42 protein-coding genes are annotated in these 25,668 nt (G+C 31.0%); 40 read left to right on the top strand and 2 right to left on the bottom strand.

The genetic code is table 11. The features are described 5' to 3' along the window. The first annotated feature begins 976 nt into the window (after window positions 1-976). From CVS89_RS00390 to CVS89_RS00435, 11 genes are all read left to right on the top strand, one after another. Window positions 977-1,552 (top strand): hypothetical protein, encoded by a 576-nt coding sequence (locus tag CVS89_RS00390; protein ID WP_107848459.1) that lies wholly within the window; start codon window positions 977-979, stop codon window positions 1,550-1,552. 185 nt (window positions 1,553-1,737) lie between these two features. Then, window positions 1,738-2,298, top strand: coding sequence for a hypothetical protein (locus CVS89_RS00395; protein ID WP_148789459.1), 561 nt, complete (start codon window positions 1,738-1,740; stop codon window positions 2,296-2,298). A gap of 62 nt (window positions 2,299-2,360) precedes the next feature. Beyond that, window positions 2,361-2,489 (top strand): hypothetical protein, encoded by a 129-nt coding sequence (locus CVS89_RS10105; RefSeq protein WP_262367836.1) that lies wholly within the window; start codon window positions 2,361-2,363, stop codon window positions 2,487-2,489. A 43-nt stretch (window positions 2,490-2,532) separates the two neighbouring features. Further along, entirely contained in the window at window positions 2,533-2,814 is a 282-nt protein-coding gene (locus CVS89_RS00400; protein ID WP_233091258.1) for a hypothetical protein, read from the top strand. A gap of 14 nt (window positions 2,815-2,828) precedes the next feature. Next, entirely contained in the window at window positions 2,829-3,224 is a 396-nt protein-coding gene (locus CVS89_RS00405) for a DUF6984 family protein (protein ID WP_159070860.1), read from the top strand. Between the two features lie 94 nt (window positions 3,225-3,318). After that, entirely contained in the window at window positions 3,319-3,825 is a 507-nt protein-coding gene (locus CVS89_RS00410; RefSeq protein WP_107848463.1) for a hypothetical protein, read from the top strand. A 94-nt stretch (window positions 3,826-3,919) separates the two neighbouring features. Beyond that, on the top strand, window positions 3,920-4,162 hold the full coding sequence (locus CVS89_RS00415) for a hypothetical protein (RefSeq protein ID WP_048809727.1): 243 nt from the start codon (window positions 3,920-3,922) through the stop codon (window positions 4,160-4,162). Next, window positions 4,155-4,685: a hypothetical protein gene (locus CVS89_RS00420; RefSeq protein WP_107848464.1), complete on the top strand. Its 531-nt coding sequence runs from the start codon at window positions 4,155-4,157 to the stop codon at window positions 4,683-4,685. The genes CVS89_RS00415 and CVS89_RS00420 overlap by 8 nt, the downstream gene beginning before the upstream one ends. An 84-nt stretch (window positions 4,686-4,769) precedes the next feature. Further along, window positions 4,770-5,222 carry a hypothetical protein gene (locus CVS89_RS00425; RefSeq protein ID WP_159070861.1) on the top strand — a complete coding sequence of 151 codons (453 nt, stop codon included), beginning with the start codon at window positions 4,770-4,772 and terminating at the stop codon, window positions 5,220-5,222. Between the two features lie 188 nt (window positions 5,223-5,410). Beyond that, entirely contained in the window at window positions 5,411-5,686 is a 276-nt protein-coding gene (locus CVS89_RS00430) for a hypothetical protein (protein WP_103616454.1), read from the top strand. 31 nt (window positions 5,687-5,717) lie between these two features. Next, on the top strand, window positions 5,718-6,077 hold the full coding sequence (locus CVS89_RS00435; RefSeq protein WP_187424663.1) for a hypothetical protein: 360 nt from the start codon (window positions 5,718-5,720) through the stop codon (window positions 6,075-6,077). Window positions 6,078-6,269: 192 nt separating this feature from the next. Here CVS89_RS00435 and CVS89_RS09955 read toward each other — a convergent pair whose 3' ends face one another. Further along, complete coding sequence (locus tag CVS89_RS09955) at window positions 6,270-6,761, bottom strand: hypothetical protein (protein WP_159071026.1); 492 nt, start codon at window positions 6,759-6,761, stop codon at window positions 6,270-6,272. Between CVS89_RS09955 and CVS89_RS00445 the strand changes: the two genes are divergently transcribed. The 27 genes from CVS89_RS00445 to CVS89_RS00560 all read left to right on the top strand — a co-directional run bounded on the left by CVS89_RS00445 (window position 6,736) and on the right by CVS89_RS00560 (window position 21,967). Further along, the gene (locus CVS89_RS00445; protein WP_107892638.1) at window positions 6,736-7,830 is read left to right on the top strand and encodes a DUF637 domain-containing protein; all 1,095 of its coding nucleotides are present in this window, start codon (window positions 6,736-6,738) and stop codon (window positions 7,828-7,830) included. The two genes, CVS89_RS09955 and CVS89_RS00445, sit on opposite strands and share 26 nt — an antisense overlap. Before the next feature lie 79 nt (window positions 7,831-7,909). Next, window positions 7,910-8,260: a hypothetical protein gene (locus CVS89_RS00450; RefSeq protein ID WP_198425266.1), complete on the top strand. Its 351-nt coding sequence runs from the start codon at window positions 7,910-7,912 to the stop codon at window positions 8,258-8,260. 1 nt (window position 8,261) lies between these two features. Continuing rightward, window positions 8,262-8,579 carry an Imm40 family immunity protein gene (gene imm40 / locus CVS89_RS00455; RefSeq protein ID WP_103597929.1) on the top strand — a complete coding sequence of 106 codons (318 nt, stop codon included), beginning with the start codon at window positions 8,262-8,264 and terminating at the stop codon, window positions 8,577-8,579. A 55-nt stretch (window positions 8,580-8,634) separates the two neighbouring features. Then, window positions 8,635-9,063, top strand: coding sequence for a hypothetical protein (locus tag CVS89_RS00460; protein ID WP_107848466.1), 429 nt, complete (start codon window positions 8,635-8,637; stop codon window positions 9,061-9,063). Between the two features lie 3 nt (window positions 9,064-9,066). Further along, a complete protein-coding gene (locus CVS89_RS00465) occupies window positions 9,067-9,462 on the top strand; it encodes a hypothetical protein (protein WP_148789454.1) in 396 nt (131 codons plus the stop codon). 208 nt (window positions 9,463-9,670) lie between these two features. Beyond that, window positions 9,671-10,132, top strand: coding sequence for a serine hydroxymethyltransferase (locus tag CVS89_RS00470; protein ID WP_107848468.1), 462 nt, complete (start codon window positions 9,671-9,673; stop codon window positions 10,130-10,132). Window positions 10,133-10,507: 375 nt separating this feature from the next. Continuing rightward, a complete protein-coding gene (locus CVS89_RS00475; RefSeq protein ID WP_148789455.1) occupies window positions 10,508-11,215 on the top strand; it encodes a hypothetical protein in 708 nt (235 codons plus the stop codon). Between the two features lie 13 nt (window positions 11,216-11,228). After that, entirely contained in the window at window positions 11,229-11,363 is a 135-nt protein-coding gene (locus tag CVS89_RS10110; RefSeq protein ID WP_262367835.1) for a hypothetical protein, read from the top strand. A 6-nt stretch (window positions 11,364-11,369) separates the two neighbouring features. Further along, window positions 11,370-11,690 carry a hypothetical protein gene (locus tag CVS89_RS00480; RefSeq protein WP_107848470.1) on the top strand — a complete coding sequence of 107 codons (321 nt, stop codon included), beginning with the start codon at window positions 11,370-11,372 and terminating at the stop codon, window positions 11,688-11,690. Window positions 11,691-12,027: 337 nt separating this feature from the next. After that, complete coding sequence (locus CVS89_RS00485; RefSeq protein ID WP_107848471.1) at window positions 12,028-12,399, top strand: hypothetical protein; 372 nt, start codon at window positions 12,028-12,030, stop codon at window positions 12,397-12,399. 69 nt (window positions 12,400-12,468) lie between these two features. Next, window positions 12,469-12,693: a hypothetical protein gene (locus tag CVS89_RS00490; protein ID WP_107848472.1), complete on the top strand. Its 225-nt coding sequence runs from the start codon at window positions 12,469-12,471 to the stop codon at window positions 12,691-12,693. Beyond that, window positions 12,690-13,151: a serine hydroxymethyltransferase gene (locus CVS89_RS00495; RefSeq protein ID WP_107848473.1), complete on the top strand. Its 462-nt coding sequence runs from the start codon at window positions 12,690-12,692 to the stop codon at window positions 13,149-13,151. Before CVS89_RS00490 ends, CVS89_RS00495 begins: the two co-directional genes overlap by 4 nt. 498 nt (window positions 13,152-13,649) lie before the next feature. After that, complete coding sequence (locus CVS89_RS00500) at window positions 13,650-14,714, top strand: hypothetical protein (protein ID WP_107848474.1); 1,065 nt, start codon at window positions 13,650-13,652, stop codon at window positions 14,712-14,714. Continuing rightward, window positions 14,699-15,463 (top strand): hypothetical protein, encoded by a 765-nt coding sequence (locus tag CVS89_RS00505; RefSeq protein ID WP_107848475.1) that lies wholly within the window; start codon window positions 14,699-14,701, stop codon window positions 15,461-15,463. Before CVS89_RS00500 ends, CVS89_RS00505 begins: the two co-directional genes overlap by 16 nt. 74 nt (window positions 15,464-15,537) lie before the next feature. Beyond that, a complete protein-coding gene (locus tag CVS89_RS00510) occupies window positions 15,538-15,831 on the top strand; it encodes a hypothetical protein (RefSeq protein WP_107848476.1) in 294 nt (97 codons plus the stop codon). Between the two features lie 21 nt (window positions 15,832-15,852). Beyond that, window positions 15,853-15,975 (top strand): hypothetical protein, encoded by a 123-nt coding sequence (locus CVS89_RS10115; RefSeq protein ID WP_262367810.1) that lies wholly within the window; start codon window positions 15,853-15,855, stop codon window positions 15,973-15,975. 92 nt (window positions 15,976-16,067) lie between these two features. After that, window positions 16,068-16,190 (top strand): hypothetical protein, encoded by a 123-nt coding sequence (locus tag CVS89_RS10120; protein ID WP_269819619.1) that lies wholly within the window; start codon window positions 16,068-16,070, stop codon window positions 16,188-16,190. Then, window positions 16,169-17,044, top strand: a complete 876-nt coding sequence (locus tag CVS89_RS00515) for a hypothetical protein (protein WP_107848477.1) — start codon at window positions 16,169-16,171, stop codon at window positions 17,042-17,044. The genes CVS89_RS10120 and CVS89_RS00515 overlap by 22 nt, the downstream gene beginning before the upstream one ends. A 1-nt stretch (window position 17,045) precedes the next feature. After that, window positions 17,046-17,864, top strand: coding sequence for a hypothetical protein (locus CVS89_RS00520; protein WP_107848478.1), 819 nt, complete (start codon window positions 17,046-17,048; stop codon window positions 17,862-17,864). Between the two features lie 16 nt (window positions 17,865-17,880). Beyond that, window positions 17,881-18,279, top strand: coding sequence for a hypothetical protein (locus tag CVS89_RS00525; RefSeq protein ID WP_107848479.1), 399 nt, complete (start codon window positions 17,881-17,883; stop codon window positions 18,277-18,279). Window positions 18,280-18,473: 194 nt separating this feature from the next. After that, on the top strand, window positions 18,474-18,710 hold the full coding sequence (locus CVS89_RS00530) for a colicin E5-related ribonuclease (RefSeq protein ID WP_159070863.1): 237 nt from the start codon (window positions 18,474-18,476) through the stop codon (window positions 18,708-18,710). A 65-nt stretch (window positions 18,711-18,775) separates the two neighbouring features. Then, on the top strand, window positions 18,776-19,564 hold the full coding sequence (locus CVS89_RS00535) for a hypothetical protein (RefSeq protein WP_107848481.1): 789 nt from the start codon (window positions 18,776-18,778) through the stop codon (window positions 19,562-19,564). A gap of 23 nt (window positions 19,565-19,587) precedes the next feature. Then, window positions 19,588-19,839 carry a hypothetical protein gene (locus tag CVS89_RS00540; RefSeq protein ID WP_107848482.1) on the top strand — a complete coding sequence of 84 codons (252 nt, stop codon included), beginning with the start codon at window positions 19,588-19,590 and terminating at the stop codon, window positions 19,837-19,839. Window positions 19,840-19,971: 132 nt separating this feature from the next. Further along, window positions 19,972-20,604, top strand: a complete 633-nt coding sequence (locus CVS89_RS00545) for a tetratricopeptide repeat protein (RefSeq protein WP_107848483.1) — start codon at window positions 19,972-19,974, stop codon at window positions 20,602-20,604. Window positions 20,605-21,100: 496 nt separating this feature from the next. Continuing rightward, window positions 21,101-21,358, top strand: coding sequence for an Imm41 family immunity protein (locus tag CVS89_RS00550; RefSeq protein WP_107848484.1), 258 nt, complete (start codon window positions 21,101-21,103; stop codon window positions 21,356-21,358). After that, complete coding sequence (locus CVS89_RS00555) at window positions 21,355-21,747, top strand: Imm41 family immunity protein (RefSeq protein WP_051267842.1); 393 nt, start codon at window positions 21,355-21,357, stop codon at window positions 21,745-21,747. The genes CVS89_RS00550 and CVS89_RS00555 overlap by 4 nt, the downstream gene beginning before the upstream one ends. Window positions 21,748-21,781: 34 nt before the next feature. Next, entirely contained in the window at window positions 21,782-21,967 is a 186-nt protein-coding gene (locus tag CVS89_RS00560) for a hypothetical protein (RefSeq protein ID WP_107848485.1), read from the top strand. 159 nt (window positions 21,968-22,126) lie between these two features. On the opposite strand, the gene CVS89_RS00565 is transcribed toward CVS89_RS00560, so the two are convergent. After that, a complete protein-coding gene (locus CVS89_RS00565; RefSeq protein ID WP_021087507.1) occupies window positions 22,127-23,962 on the bottom strand; it encodes an aryl-sulfate sulfotransferase in 1,836 nt (611 codons plus the stop codon). Window positions 23,963-24,356: 394 nt separating this feature from the next. On the opposite strand from CVS89_RS00565, the gene CVS89_RS00570 reads away from it, so the two are divergent. Together CVS89_RS00570 and dsbI are read left to right on the top strand one after the other, a co-directional pair. After that, a complete protein-coding gene (locus CVS89_RS00570; RefSeq protein ID WP_107848486.1) occupies window positions 24,357-25,013 on the top strand; it encodes a thiol:disulfide interchange protein DsbA/DsbL in 657 nt (218 codons plus the stop codon). Window positions 25,014-25,022: 9 nt separating this feature from the next. Beyond that, a complete protein-coding gene (gene dsbI / locus CVS89_RS00575; RefSeq protein ID WP_107848487.1) occupies window positions 25,023-25,646 on the top strand; it encodes a protein-disulfide oxidoreductase DsbI in 624 nt (207 codons plus the stop codon). Window positions 25,647-25,668 lie beyond the last annotated feature (22 nt).

Raw genomic sequence — 25,668 nt, forward strand, 5'->3', positions numbered from 1 at the left:
GCCATTAAAAATTGTTACAGTTTTTCTTAGCATACTATTGTTTGCTGTTTTTATGGTTATTTTTGTATTTGTGGAAAGACTGATAATGAATGCAATTTTGTGCGGGATGGATGGATATGGATATTTGCGTAGGCATGGCTATATAGATTGTAGTTGCGCAGATCTATTGCCAGGCGATCATCTTTTTTGGGATATTTTATCAACTTTGTATTATCCGATATACATATTTATATTCATCAAACCTTTTGTAGGATATTTAAAAAAGAGCACACAAATATCTAAAAAAACATTATAAAATCAAAATTTATATAGAAATAGTAGAAAGTTAAAGCAAGAAAGTAGATAAAAATGAAAAATAATTTGTTAATACTTTTAAAAGTTTGGCTACTACTATTTTTTGTGTATCTTATTTTTAGGATATTTATTTATTTTTTTGGTGAACAAAGAATTTATATGTTGATTTTGTGCCCTATTTTGTTTAACGGATATTATGTGATAAAAAATGGCATTAAAAGAAGTGACATAACTTTGTATAAAATAAAAAACGATCAAGTAAAAAATAATGGATTTGTAGCATTTGTATGGTTTGTTTTTTGCATTTTTGTATTAGTGTTTTGGATAGTTGTTAAGTGAAATAGGTCAAATAATTTTTGTATTAGCATGGAATTTGGTAATATTTGTAGCGATTATTTTTTTGGTTTGTAATGTGGCCTTTAATTTATTTTCTGCTGTTTTTACCGTATATTTAGTGCTTTGCATAGTAAAAAACTGGTTTAATCAGTGCAAAACCAATAAATGGAAATGCAGATGAAATTTTTAAAGATATAACAAAGGGTGGTAAAATTCGCTCAAGTGGTGCTGTTGAAATGCCAGATGGAACAATTATAAATTTACATAAATCATCTAAGACACAAGAACATTTTCAAACAATAGATATTAATAAAAACGGAAAAATATATAAAATTAGGATAGAAGAATGAATAATTTCATAGAAGAAAATAGGTTTTATTCGGATAATGAGTATCTTACGCGAACAGCATATTTTAAAGCTGATGAAAATGTAAATTTGGAAAAATTAAATGAGATAAATTTCTATAAATTATTACAATATAAAGAAAAATTAAAAGATAAAAAATACTTAGGCTTATTGTTTAATTTTAAAAATATAAAAACCAGTGATTTTAGAGAATTTTCAAAAAATGAACTATTAAAATATGTTGAAAAACAGCTTATTGATCTTATTGATTTAGAAATGGAAGTGTATGAAATCGGTGATAAAGAATTAAAGTTTGATAATTTTGATGAAGTATTGAAATATTGCAAACATAATGTCAAACAAATACAACAAGAAAAAGATAAAATAGAAAAATGGTTTTTATATTTTAAAGATACTTTGATGCAGGCTGATAAATATTATTTGCTAGATAGAGAGTGGTTTAAATTTGGTGATGAGCGAGTATTTGAAATAGAATATTTATCGTATGTAATTTATATTTTTGTCATTTGTTTTAGTGAAAATAAGATTTTTACATATGAATTAAGCTGGGATTAATTATGGAAGAACACTACGGTACTTGTCTGTCATCGCCGATAAGACCAAATTGGAAATAAATTATGAAAAAATATTTAACTATAAATGAAGCGTACGTTTACGCATATAGGTTTTTAAGTGGTCTATATTTTTCAAAAATTTAGATGATGACTTAGGTGGTCTTTGAGTAGTATGCCGCCAGAAATTTGGATAGGAGAAAATTCGGCAGTATTTATATCATCAATAGGCTGGACTTAAATAGTCTAGGTGGATTTGCAGTAGGTGGGATTGAAGGACTTACTGATTTGGGAAATATTATCTTACACCCAGTAGATGCTATAAATGGTTTAGATAATGCTTTTTATCACCCTATCCTAACAGCCAAAAATGTAAATGCAAACATACAAGAATTTATAGCTAAAAATTTTGTAGATAGTGTCTTAGGTGATCAAAGCTCTATAAATTATAGAAATTATCACGCACTAGGTGAAAATATAGGTTCTCTTGGAGCAGCTGGTAAAGTAGGACAAATAGCAAAAAATAGTAGAAAACTAGCAAATATCGGTAAAAATGGCGACAATATAGTTAAAAACAATAAACCAAGCGATACTAAATCGGCTACTACAAATTCAAATAATAACGGGAACAATTGGAATAATAATGGCAATGACGGAATAGTTGTTGCTGGGGGAAGTGAGATTGAAAAATTAAATAATAAACTAAATCATATTTTCAATAAGAAAGAACATAAATTAGGTGATTTTTAAATAAATTTGAAAACAATCAACAACAAGCCTATAATGCAACAACTAAGGAACTTGAAAAAGATATGGCGAAAGATAAATTGCCAAATAATTTTACTAGTGGTTATAAAGTTAATATTAAAGGTTTTGAAATTACCGTGCGTGGAGTTATAAAAAATGGAAAACCAGAAATCGGAACAATGTTTATACCTTGATAAATTTACAAGTATTGTAGATATTGAAACTACAATTGTTAAATTGATAAGTGATGATTTGGGCGATTATGCACTTTACGAGCAATTTGAAAATTCAGAAATTATAAAAAGAGAGATTTCGACTGCTGGGTATTATTGTTATTTTGGCTTTAAAAAAGACGTGGAAAAAAGTAAAAACAATGGCTTTGTTGGCAATGTAAATTTAATACTTTCCAATGAAAATATTGGCGGTGCAATGGTATTTTTAGAAAATGGATTATTAAAAATGATAGAGTGCTATTTTTGGCAGAAAAATACTTTTTTTGAAGATATAAATAAGTTTTAGATATTAAACAAATGATGAAGGAGATTTGTGTATATAATAAAAAATTACGAGTTAGACATATAACTATGCAAATTAGACAAATGGTGGAAATTTTAATTAAAAATTCACAAAGTGATAATAAAGATTATAAATTTTCAGATGAAATTTTTTATTTTGAAGATGGTAAGATGGGAAGCTTTGGCTTTGTTTATGGAAGCAATGAGTATATCGGCGGTGGCAGGCATATTTCGGACATAGAGTTTTATGATATTGATGGAATACTTTGTGTGGCTACTATGTTTGCATACGATAATAATTTTGTTGATAGTGTTGATATTTGGAAAGTTGATTTTTCACCACTTATAAAGATACCAACAAATGAGAATGATTTTTTTATACCAAATGAAAAGTTAAAAATAACTACTGAGTAAGAGATTAAAATATTCAAATATTATATATAAGAAGGTGTAAAACCGCGGTTGAAAGTTCGATAAAAAACAAATAGATTTTCATGGTAAAAATAAAATGAGCAGTTATATAGGAATTGGTTTTGTATCTAAATGGACTACCAAAAATATTTTTATTTCAAATATTTTAAAAGCTTTTGATAATGAAATATCTTTATTGGGCTTTGCTAATCCAATTGATATTTTAAATCAATGTTTTGATAATTATGAAAAAGAATTTCGCTTTGATATAAAAATAGATGAGTTTGACTTTACGAATATTATTTTACAAATAGAAAAAATAGAGAACGATTGTATTTGCTTACAATTATGTATAGCTGAAGATGAACTAATAGGGGATAGAAATATTGATATAGTTGAAAATAAAATCATTTCCTTTATTATGAAAAAAGCACAATATTTTGATTTTATTTTTTGTGACAATAATGCTTATTTGGAAAATAATTTTAATGAAATTTGTAACGAACCCTTATTTTCTATATTAGTAATAAACAAAGGTGATAAAGTTGATATAAAATATGCAAATTGGAAAATAGATGGTTTGAGTGAAAGACAAAATATTTAAATAATAAGCCAAGTTAGGTTGTAAATACAGGAAATTAAAAATTAATTCAACATAATTGACAAAAACAAAAAGTCTTATTGGATGGTGATAAATAATGGATATAAAACTAACACCACAACAATTTAAATATCTAATGGAAAATTGTAAATTCTTAAATAGTATATCTGCTATTTGTAACAATGAAAATTCTGTAAAAATTAGTGTGGATATAAATTTGGCAGAAAATATTAGAGAGTGGGCTCTTAATGAATTAGAAATAAAAGGTTTTGATGAAAATTATGAGTTAAATTATCACGGAAAAATTATAGAAGCATTGGTGGATTTATTCCATGTTTAGCGTGCTAAATTTAGAAAATAACTTACAAAATAAAATACAAAATTTGCTAGATAATAGAAATTTGCCAAAACCAAAGGTAATAACAAATCCATTCTTGCAGGACACATTGATTGAAAATGATTTGCAAGGAAAGGATTTGTTTGAACTTGAAAAAGATAAAATAAAAATTTTATCTACTGATTTGCCAATCTTTAATGATGAAGCATTTAGGTATTATTTGCCACAATTTATCTATTTTTATTTGATGTGGTCAGAATTTATAGTCGAAGACATGTTTATACAAGTATTTTTTAAATCGAATTTGCTTAATGAAAAAAAGTATAGATTTTTGCAGTTTAAGATAGATGAAAAAGAGATAATTGTTGAATTTTTGCAAAAAATTTATGATGAAATTTACAATATAACCAAAACAAAAGAGTATAAAGAGCTTAAGGTTTGGGAGCAAGAAGAAGTTATAGTGCCATTTAAGGCTTATAAAACAGAGATTAAAGAAGCCATAGCATTGTGGAAAGTCACAAATTAGATAGTTCTCTTAATACTAAACAAGGTTGGATTTTAAGAATACAAGATACAAGTGGCAATTACTTAGATAATTTTGGAAATATTGGTGGTAGAAAAGAAAATAGAACGCATATACCAATTTATGGAAATCTTAATGCTATTACGGGAAAATAAAAATGTATCAACTAAAAAAATATTATTAGAAAGGCTATTTGAATTAGCTTCTACTGAGTATCAAAAAAAATATATAGACAATGCTACTACTGATAAATATACTTGGGGCGATGAATTAGTAAATGAGATAATTAATCCATTAGAACTTATACAAAGGCCAGAAAATAAGTACTTATTTGATAATAATGAGCTCCTAGCTATAAAAGAATATAAAAATAAACTTGATACTATTTGTAAAAATAATAATACGGATACAGATTTATATGAAATGCCAGAAATTTGGAATAAGATAATTATAAGTTCTGTAAGTTTACTAAATTTATTAGGTTATTCCATTAATGACTTTGATGAAGATGCTAAATTGATAGCCGAGCATAAAATTTAATAATATAGTATTGGTAAAAACCAATAAATTTACTTCCTTGCATTTACTATTTTTAAGATGGTGCTATATAAAACTAGATGAGGGTAAATTTGAAGCGATGACAAGCATTGATAGGCTAAATTTTATACTTAAAGTGGTGGAAAAATAATAGAAAATACGGCTGTAGAAATTATTGGGGATAGTCAAAAATGAGAGAACTTTATAAGATTTATTTAAAGGACAATGCGCAATTAGGGCAGACACCAAAAACAATTCACTATTCTGGCAGCACTCTTTTGCCAAAGCCATTTGCACTAAGTATCGTAAAGTATAGTGACAATGAAGGATATTATTTGCTTTATCTTGACAAATTTGGAGAAGAGCAGGCAGATACATATCATGAGACTTTAGAAGATGCCTTTGGACAAGCAGAATTTGAATTTGGTGTAAAAAAAGATGAGTGGTTTTTGGTAAAAAATCAATAATCTTGCAGGATAGTTCAAAAAAGAGTTTGGAGTGAATAAAAAGTTAAAAATAGTTTTACAAACAGAATTCGCATGTGATAGCGTATTTTGGATATATGATGAATTTGGTGAAAACATAAATGGCGGAACATGGGTAGAGCAAGAAGATGAAACATCTTGGGATAGCAAACTCCCAGACGAACTGTTATCTTGCCCAGATATAAAAAGGCTCTCGACGGAAATTATGAAGCAATACAATAGTCTTTTTATAAACAATGAAAAAGAATTTAGCTATAAGGGCTTTGCTAGTCCAAAATTCGAAGCAAAATATATACAAAAAATCAATGAGCTTAGAAAAATTTTATATGAAAAATGTGGCGACAAATACGAAATAGTAGATGATTTGCGTTAAAATAAACTTTTAAATTATTATTAATAAGCCCCAACTCTCAGGCTCAAATATCAGCGCAGATGATAGCCTAGATATAAAAGCTGATAATATAAATTTACTCCCAGCCTCATATAGCTTAGAGAACTCATCTAAATTTAAAGACTCAGGCTTTGGTGATCTAATAAAGTCAAATGGTGAAGAGAGTAGCTCAAACTATAACCTTGCTACAAGCACACTATTAGCAAAAGATATAAGCCTAAGCTCAAATACCATAAACGCTCTAGCTTCTGTCATAGAGGCTACTAATGTAGATGTAAATACAAAGCTTTTAAATTTAGTCTCATCAAAGAGCACATCTGTAAATACAAGTCTAAGTAACAACGCAGGAGTTTTAATAGCTACTGTAAAGACAAAAGGCAAGATAGAAGAGATAGAGATACCAGCTATCATCAAGGTAAAAGACAAATTTACACTAAATGGCAAGGATATAACTAATAAGCTAGATGCCACAACCTTTAAAGCGATAAATGACTCTTTAAACTCAGAGGAATTTAAAGAGGGAGTTATAAGAGAGTTAAGATCAAACTCAGATACTCCAATAGACGAAGAGACGATAAAACAAGTAAAAGCAGTTTTAGATTCTAAAGAGTGGGAAGATAAGACAACTACTCTTAGTGGAATGGGAGCGCTAATAATAACAGCCATCGTTACATTTCTAACAGCAGGAGCTGGTGGTGCGGTAGCAGCAGGTGTTCTAGGTAGTGCAGCAGCAGCTAGCTCAACCGCAGGTTTAGCCATATCAGCTATGACAACAGCTGTCATAGCAAACTCAACAGTCCAACTAACAAACAACCTCTTATCTCATGGTAAGGTAAAATTTGATGCATCATCCCTAGCTAAATCAGCTATTAGTGCAGGGGTAGGCTCATATGTTAGTAACTACATATCAAGCATAAGCACTCTAAGTAATACCAATATCATAAGCACACCAACTTATACTTTCTCTTATGCAGACCTACTAAGCTCTACATCAAACGCAGCAATAAACTCTGCCATCTATAAAACAAACTTTAAAGATGCACTACTATCAAATTTAATCTCTAAAGCAACAGATAATGCTTACAAGGCAGTAGGAAGCTACTCAAGCAATGAAGCAAATATAAACTCTAACCAATTATTTAAAGAATCAGGTCTAGGTAAGATAGCTCTTCACTCAGCCGTAGGAGCACTATCAGCAAAGCTATCTCATGAAAACGTTGCAGCTGGTGCATTAAGTGGGGCTGTAAATGAAGCAATCTCTTCTGCACTACATAAAGATACATCAAATATGAGCGCTAAAGAGATAGAAGCCTATAATAACAAACGCCTACTAGCATCTCAGCTAATAGGCATAATAGCTGGAGGCATAGCTAATGGCGATGAAGGAGCAAACACAGGCTATAAAATAACTACAAGTGCAGATACTTATAATAGACAGCTTCATCAAAGAGAGATAGACTTTATAAACTCTATGGCAGATGATTATGCTGCTAAAAACAATATCTCTAAAGAGCAGGCTGTTAAAATCAAATATACTGCTGCTAGTGTGCTAATAGATAAAGGTTCATATAATGATTTTGCTTCAAAAGAGAAATTTGAAGTAAGAGATGAAAATGATGAAATAAGTGTAATAAATTACAATGAGAAATTTTATAAATTTAATCAAGGAGATATAAATAACGCTAAAGCATATCTGCTAGTAAATTCTAAAGAAAAATCTTTTAGAGATATATAAAGAGGAATTTACTAAACAAGATTACTTTACTGCTACAAAAGAGCAGTATAATAACAGCGGTTATACGCCTGATAAGAGTGTGGGGCTAGAGGATGGAAGCTTATCATTCTTGCCAGCGCCTATTTTTTCAAAAAGTGCATTTGGCCTTTTTAAAAATACTGCGCTAAAAAACCCATTAGAAAATATAAGTTATACAAAAAAAGTTTTGACCCAAATGTCAAACAAAAGTGATTACTTTCATTCGTTTCCAAATGCAGTAGATGCTTTTGCTAAATATGGCAAAAAATCGGAAATTATCGGTAATGATGGGATTAAGAGAGTAAAGATTGAAATTCAAGGTAGCTACAAAAATCACGATGGAGTGTTTGAGTATATAATAGAGCCTGATAATACGGTTAATCATAGATTTTTTAAAATAAAGGAAAAATAGTATGAATTTAATAAATGATGTGATAAAAATAGAGGAATTCTTTTTTAGCAATATATGTGAAATTGCTTACGACTACGAAAATGCTATAAAGAAGATCGCGGTACTGAAAGCCAAGGGGCAAGTTATTGTCGGTGGTGATGTAATAAAGTATGATGGGCAAGCAGCTGAATATACTTATGACAATTGGAGCTTTAATTCTGAAGAATATACATATGATCTACATGAGTATTCTGCTAAAAAAGCAATTGATTACATAGAAAAATATCATAATATAGATAAAGACTGCTTTTATACTATATATACATCTGGTATGTTGTAGAAAATAATGTTGCTGAGTTTATAAATCATATACGGTTAAAGCAAGGATAAATAAGATGTTTAAACGCATAGGCTGGTCTTTTATTGGATTTATGTGTCTACTTTACTGTATCTCTATGCTAGCTAACAAAAATGTAAAAATAGGTGAGAAGTTTTTTAAATTTGACGATGCTGGCTATTTATATCTTTTGCCAGCACTTGGTTTTTTACTGTTAGGTATTTATGGTTTTTGGATGGCTTTTAGATCATATAAAAACGAAAAGCCAAATTTAAAATACATGTGGTGCAAAAAATGTAGAGAATTTTATCCATTGGGTAGTAAGAAATGCAGGCAATGTGGCGGAAATTTAAAAAAATACTATGTCAAGAATAAATACAAAACCAAATACCTCAAAGATGAAAAAGATAAATGGTCAAATTTTATAATGTGGATATTGGCATTTGCTGGACTTTGGAGTTTGATGATGTTTGTGGGTGGAAAATAAAATATGTTTGGTCGCATGGTCTGGGGCTTCATAGGATTTATGTGCTGGCTTGACTGCATCTCTATGCTGATACATAAAAACGTAAAAGTTGGTGAGAAATTTTTTAAATTTGACGATACTAGAAATTTGTATTTGTTGCCAGCACTCGGTTTTTTGCTCTTAGGTATTTATGGTTTTTGGATGGCCCTAAGAAAAGAGCCACCAGTCGTACAAAGACTAGTTGGCATGTGGTGCCCTGACTGCATGAAATTTTATCATATAGGTGAAACTACATGTGAAAAGTGCGGACAAGAGCTGCTAAAATGCTATAACACACACTATGAAACAAGACCAAAACCAAAGATAGAGCCGCTGTTTAGATCAAAGCCTAGAAATAAAAAGCGAAAGCTAAAGAGATAAATTTATTTTTTGACTTCTGTAGTAGCAATATAAAAAGCATGGGGTAAGTGTAGATAAAATAAAAAAATGTTCATAGAATAGTAGCCAGAAGCGACGGAACATATTATTACTCAAACAACCATTGTAGACAAAATGGAAATGGTATCCCTTTTTATAGAGTTGGTGTATTGCCTAAAGAAACGATAAATAAAATGTTTGGAGGTATTAAATGATAGAAGTTAGAATTGATTTTGATGAAATTGATAAGATTAGAGAATTGAACTATACTTATGGCAATCGTATTCCAGAAAATATAAAAGAAAAGATGCTATATTTTTTATCGCTAAAATTAAATTTACCTCCAACTCATAATTGGGATACATTTAAAGAATTCTATCAATATTTACATTTTAAGGAATTGCAAGAATTTAAACCAGAAGACGGCTGGGCTAGCTATGATGAATTTTTAATGATAAAAGAAGAAGATAATAAATGTGGAGTTAAAAATAAACAAGGCGTTAGGGATAATTTAAAGTTAATTTTTATAAATTTTAATAAATTTTACAAAGAACATAACGAATTAGCAAATAAATTATTGAATTTCATCAGCGATGTGAAAAGTGAAATGTTAAATTACTGTGATAAAAATAATAATGATTTTTTAAATATTACAGTAGTTATCGAAAGTTAAAAGATGAAAATAACTCAAAAAGAATAAGTGAAGTTATAAATTTTGAAGGTGTAAAAAAATGTAGCCTAGCTTAAATTTAAATAATTACTTGATAGATAGTAAGTTGTTTAGCAAATAACAAATCATGGAAGTATATGACTGGTCATTTTTAAATTATGTTAATTTTTTACGTGGTTGGACGTAAAATATTTTTTCTAAAAAGCTAGGACGAAAACCAACATATGAAGAAGTAGGTTTTTTATCTTTATTTAAACGGAATGATATTTGGCTATATCTTCTATTGATGGTGGACCTGAAAAATTTCAAGGTTATAAATTGTGGGATGTGTCATCTGATAAAATGGCGGAATTAGTAAAATTCATTATAAGGAGTAAAATGAAATACAAGATAATAAAAAGTGATAGTGATGGTTGGTCTTTTAATGATGATGTTGAATTGATTAGAAATTTTGGATTAGACGATGATGACACCTTTTTAAAATTTTTAATTCAAATTCCAAATATTACAAAAATTGATATTTTAGAATATTTTGAACTAGCAATTTTGGAATTATGCTATTTCTATGAACCAGATATATCTCGAAATTATTATATACACGAAGAATTAGATAAGAAATTTGGTGAAAATTCTCCCAATGCGACTTACGCAAGTGAATTTTATGCTGTTATGGGGCAACTATTTTTGGCTGGTTTTATTGATTTTGGTATAGAAGATGGTAATTTAGATGAACTAGGAACAGATTTTGATACAAACTTATCCAAAATAGATTTAGACATGACGCTTTATGAAAAATGGATTTATTTTAGAAATAATTATTTTTATAACAAGAAAATTTATAAAAGCGGATTTGATAAAGATGAATACGAAAATATTAAATTTCTTTTTAAAGATATGTGGCGACATCCTTGTACTTGGCTTGCATATATGCCTTGGATATGCATAACAAAAAATGGAGAAAAATATCTAAAAGAAGTTTTATATCCAAAAATTTATAATAAATACAAAAATATAGAAATCGAAATAGATGATAATGGAGAAATTTTATGGCAAGGAGTTACAGAGCTGGACCAAGAAACCACTTAAAAAAGGAGAAGGCGTGAGATATTATGATGGTAAAGGTGGTTCGTTTGAATTAAATCAAGGATATAAAAATCCAAAGGATGATATTCACGGTAATCCGTATCTTAAAGTAACAATCGGTAGTGAAATTGTTCATATTCCGTTAAAGTAGGCAAAAATGAAAAAAGACGATTTAATAGAATTTTTATCTTCAACTATTGAAGAAGATGCGATAATAAGTAGAATTTATAATCTATTTCATAACGAATGGAATTATTCATTAGATGAACTAAATGAAATAATAAATTTTGGTGTAAAAAACGGGGATTTGGTTATAGAAAATGTAAAAGACCCAGCTATACAATATGATACGATAGATTGGCAACTAGATAATGTATATCAAGAAATTTTAATGGTTGATATTTATAAATATATGCCGCTTTTATTTAACGAAAATCCACAAGTGCCAAATGAGTATGAAAAATTTATAAGCGAGTAGGTATTATGAACAGTTATATAGGAGTTGGTTTTATATCTAAATGGACTACCAAAAATATTTTTATTTCACTAGATTAAATGATGGTAGTTACAATATTGAAAGGATAACAATTGTCAAATAGTGCTAGGCATATTAAAAAATGAAAAATTATTGGTGGATGTTTTATTAAAAAAACAAAAATGATTTTTATAAAAATATAGATTTCATCTATTTGGATTTAATAGTAGAATGGGGTGACAAAAGTGACAGTTTTTGATTTTTTAGGGATAGTTCATTATAGTAAAATGGTGCGCAAATAGCGCCTAGCAAACCAAATTAAAATTGATAAGGATTAATTATGGACACCAAAATTCTATTGTCAACCAAAAGAGCACTACAAGGTGAAATTACACAAAATATGCGTGCGTTATATGTAGCGTTGGAAAATTTTACTATTAAACTATTGTTTATATATAATGGTGAAATAACAGACAATGATCAGGATAATATAGGATATATTAGTAGTTTGATTATCGCAGATTTTAACGAATATAAAATCGATGAAAAAGCAATTAGAATAGATTATCCAAAATCATTTGTGCTGTCAAAGAAATATGTTTTAGCATATGAAAGTCAAGAAAATATTGCATCAAATTCGGATAAAATTTTTGTGGATTTGGATAAATTAAAATTGGATAAAGATTGGTGCATTTACAAACTAGACGATTAGCTGTTGATATAAGATATACAAAAGAGCAAAATTCTGATTATATGGATAGACTAATTAGATTTGCCAACTATGGCTAATGGAAAATCAATTCTTTATAAAGAGTATAGGGTAAAACCGATAGTAAATGACAATAATGTTCATAGAATTGTTGTTGGTAGTGATGGCAGTTACTATTATACAAATACTCATTATGGTGATACTATAAGAAATAATAGTAGTAGCGGAATTCCTTTTTACAAAGCTGGCAAATTACCACAAGGAACGATAAAACAAATTTTTGGTGATATACAATGATAGATGTCAAAATTGATTTTGAAGAACTAGAAAAAGATGTAATATATGCTGATAAATTTGGCGAATATAAACTAAAAAATATAATTGAAAAAGTTTATGGCTATTTATCAAAAAAATTAAACCTGCCATTGCGTTTCGGACCAGATGGTTTTAAGGATTTTTTTTGGTTGATTAGATATAAAGAATGGGAAGAATATCGAGAAATAGATGAATGGGGGAGCTATGAAGAATATCTGCAAGAAAAATCAGAAAACTCACAATATGGTTTAAAAAATAAATTTGGTATTAGAGATGATATGACAATACATTTTTTAAATTTTAATAAATTTAAACAGAAATATAAAAATATAGCCAATGATTTATTGGTCTTGCTTAATGATGTCATTCGTGAAACAGCCAAATATTCAACCGATAATGGCAATGATTTATTAAATGTTACAATAGTTATTGAAAGCTAGAAGCCTATAATTCACCATGATTTTAGAGTTAATTAATAACATATCATATAATTAGGCAAAAACACTCATCTAAAAGGATCACTTCTTGCAGCAGGAGAGTATGATAAAGATAATACCTTTATAGATAACCACAACCTAAATTTAAAAACAAATACCCTAAGCTATGAGAACCTATCAAATACAAGCTATGCTAAAGGAACAAACTTTAGTATAGGAGCTAACTATATCCTAGAAGATAAAAACAATAAAGATAGCAGATCAAATAACAATCAAGAAGATAAATTTACAGGTCTTAAATCAATAGATCTATCTAACCATAGAAATTTAAGCTACAGCTTATCTAAAAACCTAGCAACTCTAGGTAGTGGTAACATAGAGATAGCAGATAAAGAAAACTCTGATGATCTAACAAGACTAAATAGAGATACAACTAAACTAACAAAAGATCTAGTAAATACTAGCATAAGCTCAAATGTAGATGGTAGTATAGATGCTAGGGTGTTTAGTAAAGAGGGTAGGAGGGAGATAGCTAAAGAATATAAAGACTTAAATAAAAATATGAATATAATAGCCTCTACATTACCTGACAAAAATGGTGATAACGTTATTGAAAAAGTATTCGGTCATATATTTGAAGGCTTAAATTATATAAGTCTTGGCATAATGCCATCAAAAGAAAATAAGGGTGGAATTTTGGCTAACATACCAGTTTTAACAGGTGTCTTTGATAATTCTAACAGACAATACTTAGTGGTTAATAAGGAAAGTGACAAATACTCTGAAAAAGATTTTGAGAAAATTCAAGATAGTAAATTTTTTAAATCTCTTAGTGATGCCGATAAGGAGAAATTTAAAGATCAACAAGACTTATACATATCAAAAAATCCGTATAAAATTACCAAAGAAACAGCAACCTTTCAAAATTTTACAAATGGTATGATGAATAATGAAGCAGAAGCTATAAAAAATGGTCTTCAGCAAACTGGATTCTGGAATGCTAAGAGTGGAAAAGTAGAGCTTACTGTTAATTATAATCCATCTTATGGTTTTTTGGGTGATTTGTTAGAATCTGCAGTAGATAAATTTGGTGGAACAACTGGAATAGCTAAGCAAACTGGCAATTTTTACAATGATGTAGTTGGTGCCAGAGGCGATGCTGGTAGCAACTTTGCAAACCATTCACAGGGAAATGCTTTGGCAAAAAGCGGTATAAAATGGAAAGTAAGAAATGGTGGGTTTTATACTAATAATGGCAAACATACTATTGTGTCCTTTGGCTCGCCAATAAGCCGTGAAGAAATGTCAAAAACTATTGACCTTGCAAATAGCAAGACAGGAAATGAGCAATTTGTATTTTCTGGCTCATATACTAAAAAAGGTGATTTTGTTGGAGAGGCGCTTGGTGGAAATAGTGAAAATAATAAAGATGCTAGTTTGACCGATAGGTTAAACATCTTAAATGCTATAAAATTATTTACAGATGATTCTCCACATAGTGAATATATATGTGAGTCATATGTGAAGACGGATAATGAAGGAGAAGTAATATGTGGCTACAGATAAGATTTTTATTTATTATCTTATTTTTGTCGGGATGCGGCATTGTTACGAGTGTAGATGATGACAATAAAGAGTCTAAAATTTTGAGTGTAGATCAAAGAATATCTACCAAAGAAGGATTGCTCTCTTTGATGGCACCTATACATAAGGATATAGGCGTTTTTTATGGAGTATATAAAGTAGGGGAAGGCATGGTATTGACTTGGGCTGTAAAAAATATGATGGCTTCAAAGCTTATTATTTCGACAGAGTCTTATCCTGGACATACTTTTGAATCTGCAAAATATCTCAATCCAAAAAATCTTAAAATTTTTGAAGAAGAGACAAAAACTAAAGAGAGTTTTTACAATACTACTACTAGTGCTATATATAAAAAAGCATATCTTGATTATATAGATGGAGTTAAATGCAGGACATTTGTCCATGCGGATTTGAGACAGATTTATCAAAATGTAATAGATGGTGAAAAGACTTATACACAATACTATGATACATATTGTTCATTTTATCAGCCAAAAAACATTAAAAAACCAACAAATATGGTTAGACTACAATATGAATATAGTTTTAATCGCAAATCAAAAGCTTTTACAGATAGCAACAAAACAGAGCAGGAAGTCTTAAATGATATACACAATATATTTAGGCAAGACATACAAGCAATATTTTCTACCATAAAGCTTGGCATGGATAGAGAGAAGATGAGAAAAGAGGGGCTTTTGTTTGATAAACCATATAGGGTTCAGTTTTAGATAAAATTACAACTGCAAACTATATGCAAAGAATTTGATAAAAATGGTGGCTATACATAAAAGAGTGTAGTAAGGTGAAGATACTAATAATTTCATTCTTAATAGCTTTCATAACAGGATGTAGTTTTGATAATACATATAAAAGTGATATATATGATCGCGACTATATAAGTATGGATGCAAATACTACACTTTATAGCTCAAATAAAACATTTTCAGTAAAGTCGCCGATAAATAGAGGCATCTTATTTGAGGGTTTAGACAAATATGATGATTTTACAGTGTTGCAGCGCCGTATTATTGGAGAGATAGTTGAGATGTTTTATCTTGAAATAGATAAGATAGATGTATTATGGGTTATTATTTAAAACAAAATCAGAGGAGATAAAATGGAAATAAAAAAATTAATCATGTTTGCTTTGTTGGCATTTGTTTTTACGGCTTGCGCAGAAAAAGAATATATATGTCAAGACCATGAAAAATATGGCGCAGTATGTGGCTATAGGCCATAAGTAGCCATAAATATTTAGAAACATAGAATTTAAATTTACAGGACGGACTCAATAAATCCTTGTTTTCATGGAAAGTTAGACAAAAAGCAGATATGGCAGATCGCATAAATGTGTTAAATATCCCTAAATTATTTATGGATGATTCACCACATAGTTCTTATGTATGTCAAGATTATGAAAAAGATGGTGCTATATGTGGTGTAAATTTTCAGTAATAAAGCTTATTGTTATAACTTTTATTGCGCTCTTTTCCGGTTGTCATGATATTCCAAATATAACTACAAAGCATCTTAAACCAGGTATTATGCTTTCATCTTTTCAAAATGAAAGCTTTACCTATGTGCTTCCAAGCAGTTTTGCTGATATTGATTGGTATTATTTTCTAGATGAAAAAAATGGCAGAAATGTTTTTGAACGCAATCTGCCGTCTATGTTCAATGAAGAATTTCAGATCAATACTTACAAATATAAAGAAAGAAAGATGTCACGAAGTAAGTTAGAAATTCGCAAGGATAGAGAAGAAAGCATTGATAGGAGTATTTATGATATTTTGACTGGTTGGCAACCTTACGAAAAAGGATTCTTTGCATATATTGATGGCATAAAGTGCGAAGCAGGTTTTTTGATAAGCTCAATAACTCAAATTGGCTCTTCAAACTATGGCATTGATTGTCTTTATTACGATACTAGTGGTGCTGTATCAACTTTAGTTATTGGAGGCACTTTTAGATTATTTTTTGATCCAGTTAAACATAAAAACTATAAAGCAGAAGATATGGCAATACTATTTAAAAATGATATGAGTGAATTTTTAAAATCGATAAAATTAAAAAATATGGATAGACAAAGAATGAAAAAAGAGGGCTTGCTTTTTGACAGAATATATAACCCTAGGGATGAATTTGATGAAATAATCTATGAGTGGTTTGATCCAAATAAATTTGACTGTACAAAGTACCAAAAAGAATATCAGATCTGCAAAAAATCACATCTTTGGAAAGAGATACGTAAAAATAAAAAATTTTTTGATGAGAAATACTATGAAACAGAAAGAAAGATAAGAGGTTAAGATGCTTAAATATAAAAAATTTATTTTTCTTTTTGTAGCTTTTTTGTTTATTGGTTGTTTTTCAGATAACTATCCTCAAGTGAATGAACGAAATGTAATATATAGCTATGATAGAAATTTAAAGGCCTATGCACCAGAAGCAAGAAGAGATAAAGTAAGGCTAGATACAGAAGGGCTAAAAAAAATTATAATAAATAAGATAGGACAAAACTTTGAATATAAAATCAGTGTCTATACTGAAGATGCTGATCATAGCAATGTAATAAAAGCAACAAGCAAAGAGGAGAGAATACAAGATAGAATGGAGTATTTAAAATCTCATGGCAAGATCTTTTCTCTTAAATCAAATAGATACATTAAACTAAGCGATGAGTATCTATCAAATTTATTATGTCTTGCAAAGACAAATATTAACAGTAGTACCTATGTGAATATTGAATATACTTGCCCCTTTTATAGCAAAAATGGTAAGAAGAAATTTCTAATAGCAAAGACGTCATTATCGGATTATGCAAGAGATAAAACTATAAAAACTAAAGAAGAGTTATATGAGTATAAGATAACTCAGGCTTATAGTACCCTTAAACAAGATATTAAAGTAGTAGCTGACTCTCTTTGGATAGATGAGATGGATATTGAAAGAATGAAAAGAGATGGCTTACTACATGAAAATGCCAAATATGGTGCTCAAGACGAAAATGCTGTCGAGTGGTTTAATCCGGACTTCTTTGAATGTAAAAGCATGAACGAAAAAAATCAAATTTGTGATGATAGGCTAAAGTTTAAAACTATACGAGATGAGTTATCAAAAGAAGAGTAGGTGAAACAAAAATTATATGATAAAAAGAAATTCGGAATATATAGATGACGAAATTGGAATTTTATTAGACTTGGTTCATTTTAAAAACAATATAGATACATTAAAAAACATGTTATCCCAGATTGGTTTTGATAGCGAAACTGAGCTCGTTTCTATGTCAAGAGATGATATAGTAGAAATTTTGCAAAGAAGCTTGGATAAAAAGATATCTTTTTTAGAGCTTGAAGAGTGGGCAAATTTGATAGAATGCCGTGAGGGCATAGGTTTTGAAGATAAAAAAATACAAGAAATGATCTTTAAACTAGCAAATCCTTATTTGCATGGAAAGTTAGATGAAAAGCAGGTGCTAAGCTATCTAAACGAATTAGATGAAAAATGTGGTGATAAATATAAAATAGTAGATGTTCTGCGTTAAAAAGTGATGAATTTTCGACCTCACCAGGAACTATTTTCCAAAAAGAAGAGTCAAATAAAAATGATAATATCCTCACTACACCGCAAACAGAGCAATATGATAAAATAACAAATGGCGGTGTAAATACAGACAATTCTTTTAACGAGCCTTATCTTGGTGGAATTGAGGGAAAAGAGCAGAATTTTAAGGATAATGTGATTTATGCAGATAATGATAATAAATTGTTGGGCAACTTTGAATTTACAGACAAAAAACATGCAAATAAGGCAATAGAAAGAGGTTGGAACGAAAAAAGTATAGAAAATGCGAAGCAAAATCCTATTAAAGTTGGAGAAAGTATAAATCGAAATACTGGTAATAAGTCTACCGTTTATTTTGTAGATGACAATCAATATATAGTTATCGATAATGTTACAAATACGATAGTTTAAACTAGTGATTTAAATGATAAAGATTGGAAGGTTGATAGTGGAATTAAAAACATTAGGAGTACAAAATGAAAACAGCAAATTCTATTCTTAATATATTAAATTCTTGGTTTGATAAATCGCCCAAAAAACCTGAAATTTGTGATATAAGAAAAAATAAACTATGGCTTTATTACGAAGATTCAATAAATTTTATTAATTTATTGAAAGAGTATGATATAAAAATTTTAGAAATACAGACTTATACCTATAAAGCCAAAAATGATAAAGAGTTAGATTTATCGTATGATTTTTGTAGAAATTATGATTATGAAATAGTCAAATCAAGATTAAATAATTCTGCGTATGATAAAGACAATATTTTTATGTATGAAAAATTTTTATTATTAGATAGTATGGCTCGTGCTGGTTATATTACATTATTTTCTGTAATCCCAAATTTATCAAATAATATAAATTCGGTAATCGACAATTTAAATTTATGGTTCAACAAATCTCCTAAAATTTATAAAGAAAAAGATATAACAAAGTGCGAATTATGGCTATATTATGAAGATGGTTTATCATTTTTAGGTTTGCTAGAAGAAAACAATATCAAGGTTTTAGGTTGCGAAGCTCTACTTTTTTATCCAGACAAAAAAGGAGTAGAGCCAAATCAATATCATAGCTTTTCACTAGAACACTATCCTTTAGTCAATAAAAATCTGACTTGGTATCCAAAAGAAGAAAAAAGTAAATATGATACTTGTAGAAATTTTTTTTATGATAGATTTGAAATAGTAAAAGAATTGAGAAAAATCGGATACGATATGTTGTTTCAAACAGAACTGGATTTATCTATTGCAAAAATTGATTAATTTGCAATCTAAGGAGACATCAAATGAAAACAGATAATATATGTGAGCAATATTCAAAAGAAAAAATAAAAATAAATACTTGGCTAGAAGATGATGTCTTTTTTATACAAGGAGATACAAAAAGTTTAATATTTTTATCTGACTTAATTAAAGCACAGGCAATGGAATTGAAAAATGATAATATTTGTATTGGTCCAAATTTAGCAGGAAATAAATTTTTTTCTAAAAAAGCTAAATTTGGAATTTTAATTCATAATACGGACAGTGCAAAATAAAAAATATTCTAATAACATCTGGAAAAACAAAAAGAAAGTAGCCTCGATAGTGCAGATAAAACTGGAAAGCATAATGTAGATAAAAAAGAGCTACAAAAACTTTTAAACCAAAAATTAAAATAGGATATATTTATGAGATTAAATAAAAATATAACCGAAAGATTAAATTTGCTAAAAGAAATAGTGAATTTTTTATCTGACGAAAAAAGTTTATCTACTTACTTAAAAATAGCAAATATATACACGGAAGAATGTAGATATAGCTCAGCTATCAAATTTTATAAAAAGGGATTACAAATTTCTAAAAGGTTATTTGGAATAAATAATGTCGAAGTAGCAAAATTTTATAATGATATAGGAAATGTGTTCTTGCTAAAAAAGGATTTTGAAAATTCTATAAAAAATTTTCAAAAATCTCTTGCAATAAGAATTAAAATCTTAGGAGAAATCCACCAAGACACAGCAGTATCATATTATAATCTGGGTGTCGCTTTTTTGAAAAAAGAAGATTATATAAAAGCTTTTGAGCTTAATAATAAAGCACTTGAAATTTATTTAAAGATATGTGGGGATAGCAGTACTAGCGTGGCAAAGTGTTATGCAAATATTGCAGCTATTTGTGAAGTAGCAGATGAGTATAAATTAGCATTAAAAAATTATAAAAAAGCCTATAAGATCAGCAAAAAATTACTGGGAAACAAAAATCCTATGACAAATTTTTACTTTAACAAAATAAGCGACATTTGTAGGACAATGCAAAGTTAACTTTGATTTTAGTGACTACTTAGAAAGCTCTAAATTCAGCAAAAGCTCACATCTTACACTAAGGACAATATCTACTAGTATAAAAAAAGTAAAAGGTGTTGATTTTTTACAATGCTTAGTTTTAGAGATGCTTTTGGTGTGCAGTTTGCATATCGTATATATTTTTCTGAAATTTGATCTATATCGCATCTTTGAGCGATTATTATATGGTTTATTGCAAAGATGAAAGCGAAGAGATAATAAAAAGAATGGCTATAAAATTTGGTCTTTATTTAAGTGGTTTGCCTAAATTTGTTGTGAACTAATAACATAAATATTTTAAAATTTGGAAAATCAAATTTTTAAAAAACATAAATGGAGCAGGCGATTGATGAAATTTGAAAATTTTTATAAAAATGTAAAAACAAGTAAGTATTTTGATAAGGATTCATTTATAGGACAAATAGTTCTTAACGGCATATGGTATGATGATAAATATTGGTGACTAGAAAAAGATCTGCTTGAAATTTATGATACATACAAATATGAAGTAAAAATTCCAAGAGAACTGTTTGCAGGGATAGTGTCTATATTGGATGTTTTTATTATGCATAGTACTCAAGAGCTTATATTTGAGAAAAAGTCTATCAAAAAGCCATATCTATCATTGGAATTTGACCCAAAAGAGAGACTGGAGGTGATAAGTAGCTACATATTTGGAATATATGATGGCGATATTAGAAGTGTTGATTTTGATTACATAGAGGACTTATGAAGTATTTTTATAAAAATTTAGCATATGAAAAATGCTATGATGAGAACTCATTTGTTGCAGGTCTTATGGATTATTTTGAGTGGAGTGATGAGAAGTATTGGCTATTAGAGAGCGACCTTATAGATATATATAAAAAATATCATAAAAAAGAGCTACCGATTAGGATAATGAGGGGTATAGTTTGGCTATTGAATACACCTTTATATCACTTTGGCCCATTCAAGGTAAAGACATGTGAAAGGTCTTTTAAAAAGAAAAGTAACTATCTAATCAGTCCTTTGAGACCCAGCATATCTGATAGAGTTAATAGGCTCAGGTCTTTAATCTTGACCGTGTCTCTAGATGATGATAAATTTTTCTATACAGATTTTATATATGCTCCAAAATAAAAGGTATGACGGTAATCTGATTAAAGGAGGTAAAATGAACTATTTAATAGGTTTTGTTATTTTTGTTGAAGGGCTGTCTATCCTAGTGGATCCGGCCCCACCGATAAATATTTTTGGTCTGCCAAAAGGAGATGTTATCCCTTATGGTCTAAATATACCAGTGGGATCTGTCATGGCGTTACTTGGCTTGCTTTTTATATATAGGGAGCTAAAAAAGTAGTTGAAGAGCTATAAATTTGGCTTTTATCGGCTTCAAAGTAATAGAAAATGAGTGATTTCCATATATATTTTTTAAAATTTAACAAAAATTTTGCTGTATATCGGAGATGATCTCCTCTCCATACTAGACAGAGAGGAAATTTGTGATTAAATTAATTTTTTACTTTTCAAACGCTTTTTGCAAGCTAAATGGAAACGCTTGATAGCCCATAGCATTTGTCATCTTTATCTCGATGCTAGGCTCTTTTGCGCCCCATTCAAACTCATCTATGTGCGGGCTAGGAAGTCCTACTGGGCGACCTTTTGCGATGTCAAACTGCATGCCAGCAACGGCTGAATAGACCATCACGCTATCAAGGTCATCTTGATACTGCGTAAGGCTAGTAACCGAGCTATACCACTCTTTACCGCGCTCTTTGCCGTACTCCCAGATCTGCTCAACGGTCTTTTTGTTCTCATCGATCTTATAAACAACCGCACGAGAGTACTTCATACCAGCGATGGCTGGTTGCTCCATGCCCCTTGTGTCGCCGTTGTCAAAGACGCTTAGATAAATTTCGCCTTTTTTAGACTTGCTATCTATCCTAAATGCTGTGTGCTGCGTCCATTGCCAGTCAAAGCCACCTTTGTCGCTCTCGTATCCTGGGCATTTTGAGTACTCATCTTCGCAGACGATCTTGTTGCCTTTGCTATCAACTGGCTGAAGTAGTTTATCTTTAAATTTATCGCTCCAGCCCTTGTGAGCGCCCATGATCCATTTTACTTGTTTGTCACGGCCGATCTTGATAACTGCGTCTTGGTGGCGGCTTGAGATGATGATGCTATCGTCGCTTGGATCGTAATCCACACTATTTACGTGTGCCCAGTTGCGTCCTGGACCTGCTCCTACGATATCGCCCCATTTATCATGCGTATCCATAGACTGAAGCTCATCAGAGCTTGCTGTGTGGCCTGCTTTTTTAGCGTCGATGTTTAAGCAAACTGCGCCTTGATCAAGCGTTTTTAGCACGATGTCGCGGTAAGGATCGAGGATTTCATATAGTCTAAAGTCATCAACTACGTTGCCATCTCTGTCAAGCTCAACGATCACATCGCGTACTGTTCTTACATTTTTGCCATCAGCCCTTTTGTAGTCGGCATTTGCCACGCGCAAGAAGTAGTGTCCGTTTTGTGCTACGTCCATTGAGTGGGAGAAGTCGTTGTAGCTAGCTGGTAGCTCGCGGTTGAAAATTTCTCTACCCATGATGTCGTATTTTGCGTATCTTTGACCGTAACCCCAAGTCATAGCGCCATCGTCATTTTGCTTAAAGCCCATCATGACGCCAGCGTGAAATGGCTGTTTTAGGTCGTAAATTTTACTTGGCTCAAGATACCATCTAACCTCGCCTTTTGTATCAAGGATGAAGTTATTTGGGCTGTAGTTCCACTCGATCGCACCGCCGGCTGGGTTGTTCCAAACGACTTTTGTGCCCTTGCCTGTTTTATTTACAAAGTTATTTACATAGTAGAGGCGATTTGCAAATTTAGCGCTTGCTGGCTTAGTAACCTCGATCTTGTCAAATAGCGCGCCCTTTTGATTTGGCGTGCCAGCGCTCTCTAGGTAGATAGCTGGAGCGTAAATTTTATAGCTCTCTTTTATATGCTCAGTCTTGCCCTTGTAGCTCTTGTCGTACTCGACCTCAACGGTGTTTTGATAGTCAGGATACATACCAAAAACTGGGATGCCGCCATGTGTGCGAAGATGCTTGTCAGCCACTTTGTAGCTTATAGTTTGACCACCTTGTTTTGGCACGATAGTGACCTTAGCGTTGCTTAGTGTGTAGCCGCCATTTTTGATAACTGCTGTAAGTGGCGCTGTGTCGTATGGATTTACCACTACTTCGCCGATCTGCCCAGTGATAGCGTAGTCAAGTTTAGCTCCGCTTGGACCGCCTATCGCAAAAGCGCTCGAGCAAAGCACAGAGGCTAGTGCAACACAACTCAAAGTCTTTTTCATAACATCTCCTTTAGATAAATTTTATAAACTCTACTCATAAAGCTTATAAAATTTAGAAAAGCCTTGGCAAAAACCAAGGCTTAAATCAGTAAAAGGAATAACAAAAATGATTTACTTTGTGTGTAATTGTAGTAAATCTTTATAACATAAATTTCACGCTAAGATTAATAATAGCTTAAAATTTAAAAATATATTTAAAATTTATTAAATAGCGTATTCAACCTCGTTATCTTCGCCATTTATGAGCAACTAATAATATTTGGCGATAGAGGTACTGGTAAAATTTGAACGAATTCTTTTTTTTAAATTTCAGCCAAAATTTATTCTAGCGTTAAAAGTGCGGTTGAGCTTGGTTGTAGAATAACTCAAAATAAATCATCCAAAGGAGAATATTATGAGTTTTCTATCTAAATTTAGCAAGGCTATCTTTGCAGTTGCAGTAGCTGGTGCGATCAGCGCTAGTGCATTTAGCGAGGGCGAGGACTACGTCAAGCTTGAAAAGCCACTAAGTGTGGGACAAAATACGCTAGTTAAGGTATTTAGCTATGCTTGCCCATTTTGCTATAAGTACGACAAGAGCGTCACTCCAAAGGTAGTTGAGAAAATTCCTGGACTAAAATACGAGCCATTTCACCTAAAGACAAAGGGCGAATACGGCGAGGTTGCGAGCAAGGTTTTTGCCGTTTTAATCGTTATGGACGAGGCAAAGGGAGTGAGCTTGCTTGATGAAAATTCACTATTTAAAAAGGCTAAATTTGCCTACTACAAAGCTTACCACGACAAAAAAGAGCGCTGGGGCGACGGAAAAGACGTTGAGGGCTTTTTAAAGACTGGACTTGACGCAGCTGGCGTTAGCAAAGCAGACTACGAAAAAGAGCTGGCTAATCCAAAAGTAGCCGAGCTTTTAAAAATTTGGGACGAGAGCTACGACGTGGCTAAAATTCAGGGCGTGCCAGCATTTGTCGTAAACGGCAAATACCTTATCATGACAAAGTCAATAAGCTCGATAGATAGCCTAGCAGCACTCATAGAAGAGCTCCTTAAAAAATAAGGCAACCCTATGAAATTTGTAGAAAAAATGGCTAAATTTCAAGACTCACGCTTTCCTTGGGCGCTTTTAGTCTTTGTGAGCGTTGCGCTTGTCGTTATCGCGCACTCGCTCTTTCAAAACTACGCTTATATGCCTCCTTGCGAGCAGTGCGTCTATATACGTTTTGCCTTTTTGTGTATGGCACTTGGCGGCGTGATCGCTATCATAAATCCAAAAAATTTGCTCTTTGCTCTAGTTGGCTACGTCTTTGCCTTTTGGGGAGCGGTGCAGGGCATAATGTATAGCGTAAAGCTAGCCAAAATCCACGACGCGGTGCATGGCGATGATCCTTTTGGCGTGCAGGGCTGCTCGACTGAGCCGCACTATCCATTTGGTCTGCCGCTTGAGAAGTGGGCGCCAGACTGGTTTATGCCGACGGGTGACTGCGGATATGACAGCCCTATGGTGCCTGATGGAGCGGTGCTAAGCGATTTGCAAAAGAGCATAGTCGATCTTTATGCAGACGGCTGGTATCTTGTGCCGTCGTCTAAATTTATGTCGATGGCTGATTGTACGCTGCTTGGTTTTGGCGTTTGCTTCATAGTGCTTGCCGCTATGTTTATCTCAAAACTATTGTCATATTTGAAATTCTAGTTGGCCCAAATTTGGGTCAACT

The sequence above is a fragment of the Campylobacter concisus genome (assembly GCF_003048615.2).
Lineage (GTDB): Bacteria > Campylobacterota > Campylobacteria > Campylobacterales > Campylobacteraceae > Campylobacter_A > Campylobacter_A concisus_C.

Bases quoted from the DNA above. Each gene is read 5' to 3' on its own strand.
- CVS89_RS00410 (WP_107848463.1), top strand. From the start codon at position 3,319: ATGAGCAGTTATATAGGAATTGGTTTTGTATCTAAATGGACTACCAAA.
- CVS89_RS00470 (WP_107848468.1), top strand. From the start codon at position 9,671: ATGATAGAAGTTAGAATTGATTTTGATGAAATTGATAAGATTAGAGAA.
- CVS89_RS00495 (WP_107848473.1), top strand. From the start codon at position 12,690: ATGATAGATGTCAAAATTGATTTTGAAGAACTAGAAAAAGATGTAATA.
- CVS89_RS00505 (WP_107848475.1), top strand. From the start codon at position 14,699: ATGTGGCTACAGATAAGATTTTTATTTATTATCTTATTTTTGTCGGGA.
- CVS89_RS00460 (WP_107848466.1), top strand. From the start codon at position 8,635: ATGTTTAAACGCATAGGCTGGTCTTTTATTGGATTTATGTGTCTACTT.
- CVS89_RS10115 (WP_262367810.1), top strand. From the start codon at position 15,853: ATGGAAATAAAAAAATTAATCATGTTTGCTTTGTTGGCATTTGTTTTT.
- CVS89_RS00525 (WP_107848479.1), top strand. From the start codon at position 17,881: ATGATAAAAAGAAATTCGGAATATATAGATGACGAAATTGGAATTTTA.
- dsbI (WP_107848487.1), top strand. From the start codon at position 25,023: ATGAAATTTGTAGAAAAAATGGCTAAATTTCAAGACTCACGCTTTCCT.
- CVS89_RS00405 (WP_159070860.1), top strand. From the start codon at position 2,829: ATGAAGGAGATTTGTGTATATAATAAAAAATTACGAGTTAGACATATA.
- CVS89_RS00445 (WP_107892638.1), top strand. From the start codon at position 6,736: ATGGGAGCGCTAATAATAACAGCCATCGTTACATTTCTAACAGCAGGA.
- CVS89_RS00420 (WP_107848464.1), top strand. From the start codon at position 4,155: ATGTTTAGCGTGCTAAATTTAGAAAATAACTTACAAAATAAAATACAA.
- CVS89_RS00555 (WP_051267842.1), top strand. From the start codon at position 21,355: ATGAAGTATTTTTATAAAAATTTAGCATATGAAAAATGCTATGATGAG.
- CVS89_RS00570 (WP_107848486.1), top strand. From the start codon at position 24,357: ATGAGTTTTCTATCTAAATTTAGCAAGGCTATCTTTGCAGTTGCAGTA.
- CVS89_RS00535 (WP_107848481.1), top strand. From the start codon at position 18,776: ATGAAAACAGCAAATTCTATTCTTAATATATTAAATTCTTGGTTTGAT.
- CVS89_RS00490 (WP_107848472.1), top strand. From the start codon at position 12,469: ATGGCTAATGGAAAATCAATTCTTTATAAAGAGTATAGGGTAAAACCG.
- CVS89_RS00390 (WP_107848459.1), top strand. From the start codon at position 977: ATGAATAATTTCATAGAAGAAAATAGGTTTTATTCGGATAATGAGTAT.
- CVS89_RS09955 (WP_159071026.1), bottom strand. From the start codon at position 6,761: ATGGCTGTTATTATTAGCGCTCCCATTCCACTAAGAGTAGTTGTCTTA.
- CVS89_RS00565 (WP_021087507.1), bottom strand. From the start codon at position 23,962: ATGAAAAAGACTTTGAGTTGTGTTGCACTAGCCTCTGTGCTTTGCTCG.
- CVS89_RS10120 (WP_269819619.1), top strand. From the start codon at position 16,068: ATGGCAGATCGCATAAATGTGTTAAATATCCCTAAATTATTTATGGAT.
- CVS89_RS00520 (WP_107848478.1), top strand. From the start codon at position 17,046: ATGCTTAAATATAAAAAATTTATTTTTCTTTTTGTAGCTTTTTTGTTT.
- CVS89_RS00480 (WP_107848470.1), top strand. From the start codon at position 11,370: ATGAAAAAAGACGATTTAATAGAATTTTTATCTTCAACTATTGAAGAA.
- CVS89_RS00560 (WP_107848485.1), top strand. From the start codon at position 21,782: ATGAACTATTTAATAGGTTTTGTTATTTTTGTTGAAGGGCTGTCTATC.
- CVS89_RS00545 (WP_107848483.1), top strand. From the start codon at position 19,972: ATGAGATTAAATAAAAATATAACCGAAAGATTAAATTTGCTAAAAGAA.
- CVS89_RS10105 (WP_262367836.1), top strand. From the start codon at position 2,361: ATGGCGAAAGATAAATTGCCAAATAATTTTACTAGTGGTTATAAAGTT.
- CVS89_RS00430 (WP_103616454.1), top strand. From the start codon at position 5,411: ATGAGAGAACTTTATAAGATTTATTTAAAGGACAATGCGCAATTAGGG.
- CVS89_RS00540 (WP_107848482.1), top strand. From the start codon at position 19,588: ATGAAAACAGATAATATATGTGAGCAATATTCAAAAGAAAAAATAAAA.
- CVS89_RS00415 (WP_048809727.1), top strand. From the start codon at position 3,920: ATGGATATAAAACTAACACCACAACAATTTAAATATCTAATGGAAAAT.
- CVS89_RS00515 (WP_107848477.1), top strand. From the start codon at position 16,169: ATGTGGTGTAAATTTTCAGTAATAAAGCTTATTGTTATAACTTTTATT.
- CVS89_RS00475 (WP_148789455.1), top strand. From the start codon at position 10,508: ATGAAATACAAGATAATAAAAAGTGATAGTGATGGTTGGTCTTTTAAT.
- CVS89_RS00465 (WP_148789454.1), top strand. From the start codon at position 9,067: ATGTTTGGTCGCATGGTCTGGGGCTTCATAGGATTTATGTGCTGGCTT.
- CVS89_RS00485 (WP_107848471.1), top strand. From the start codon at position 12,028: ATGGACACCAAAATTCTATTGTCAACCAAAAGAGCACTACAAGGTGAA.
- imm40 (WP_103597929.1), top strand. From the start codon at position 8,262: ATGAATTTAATAAATGATGTGATAAAAATAGAGGAATTCTTTTTTAGC.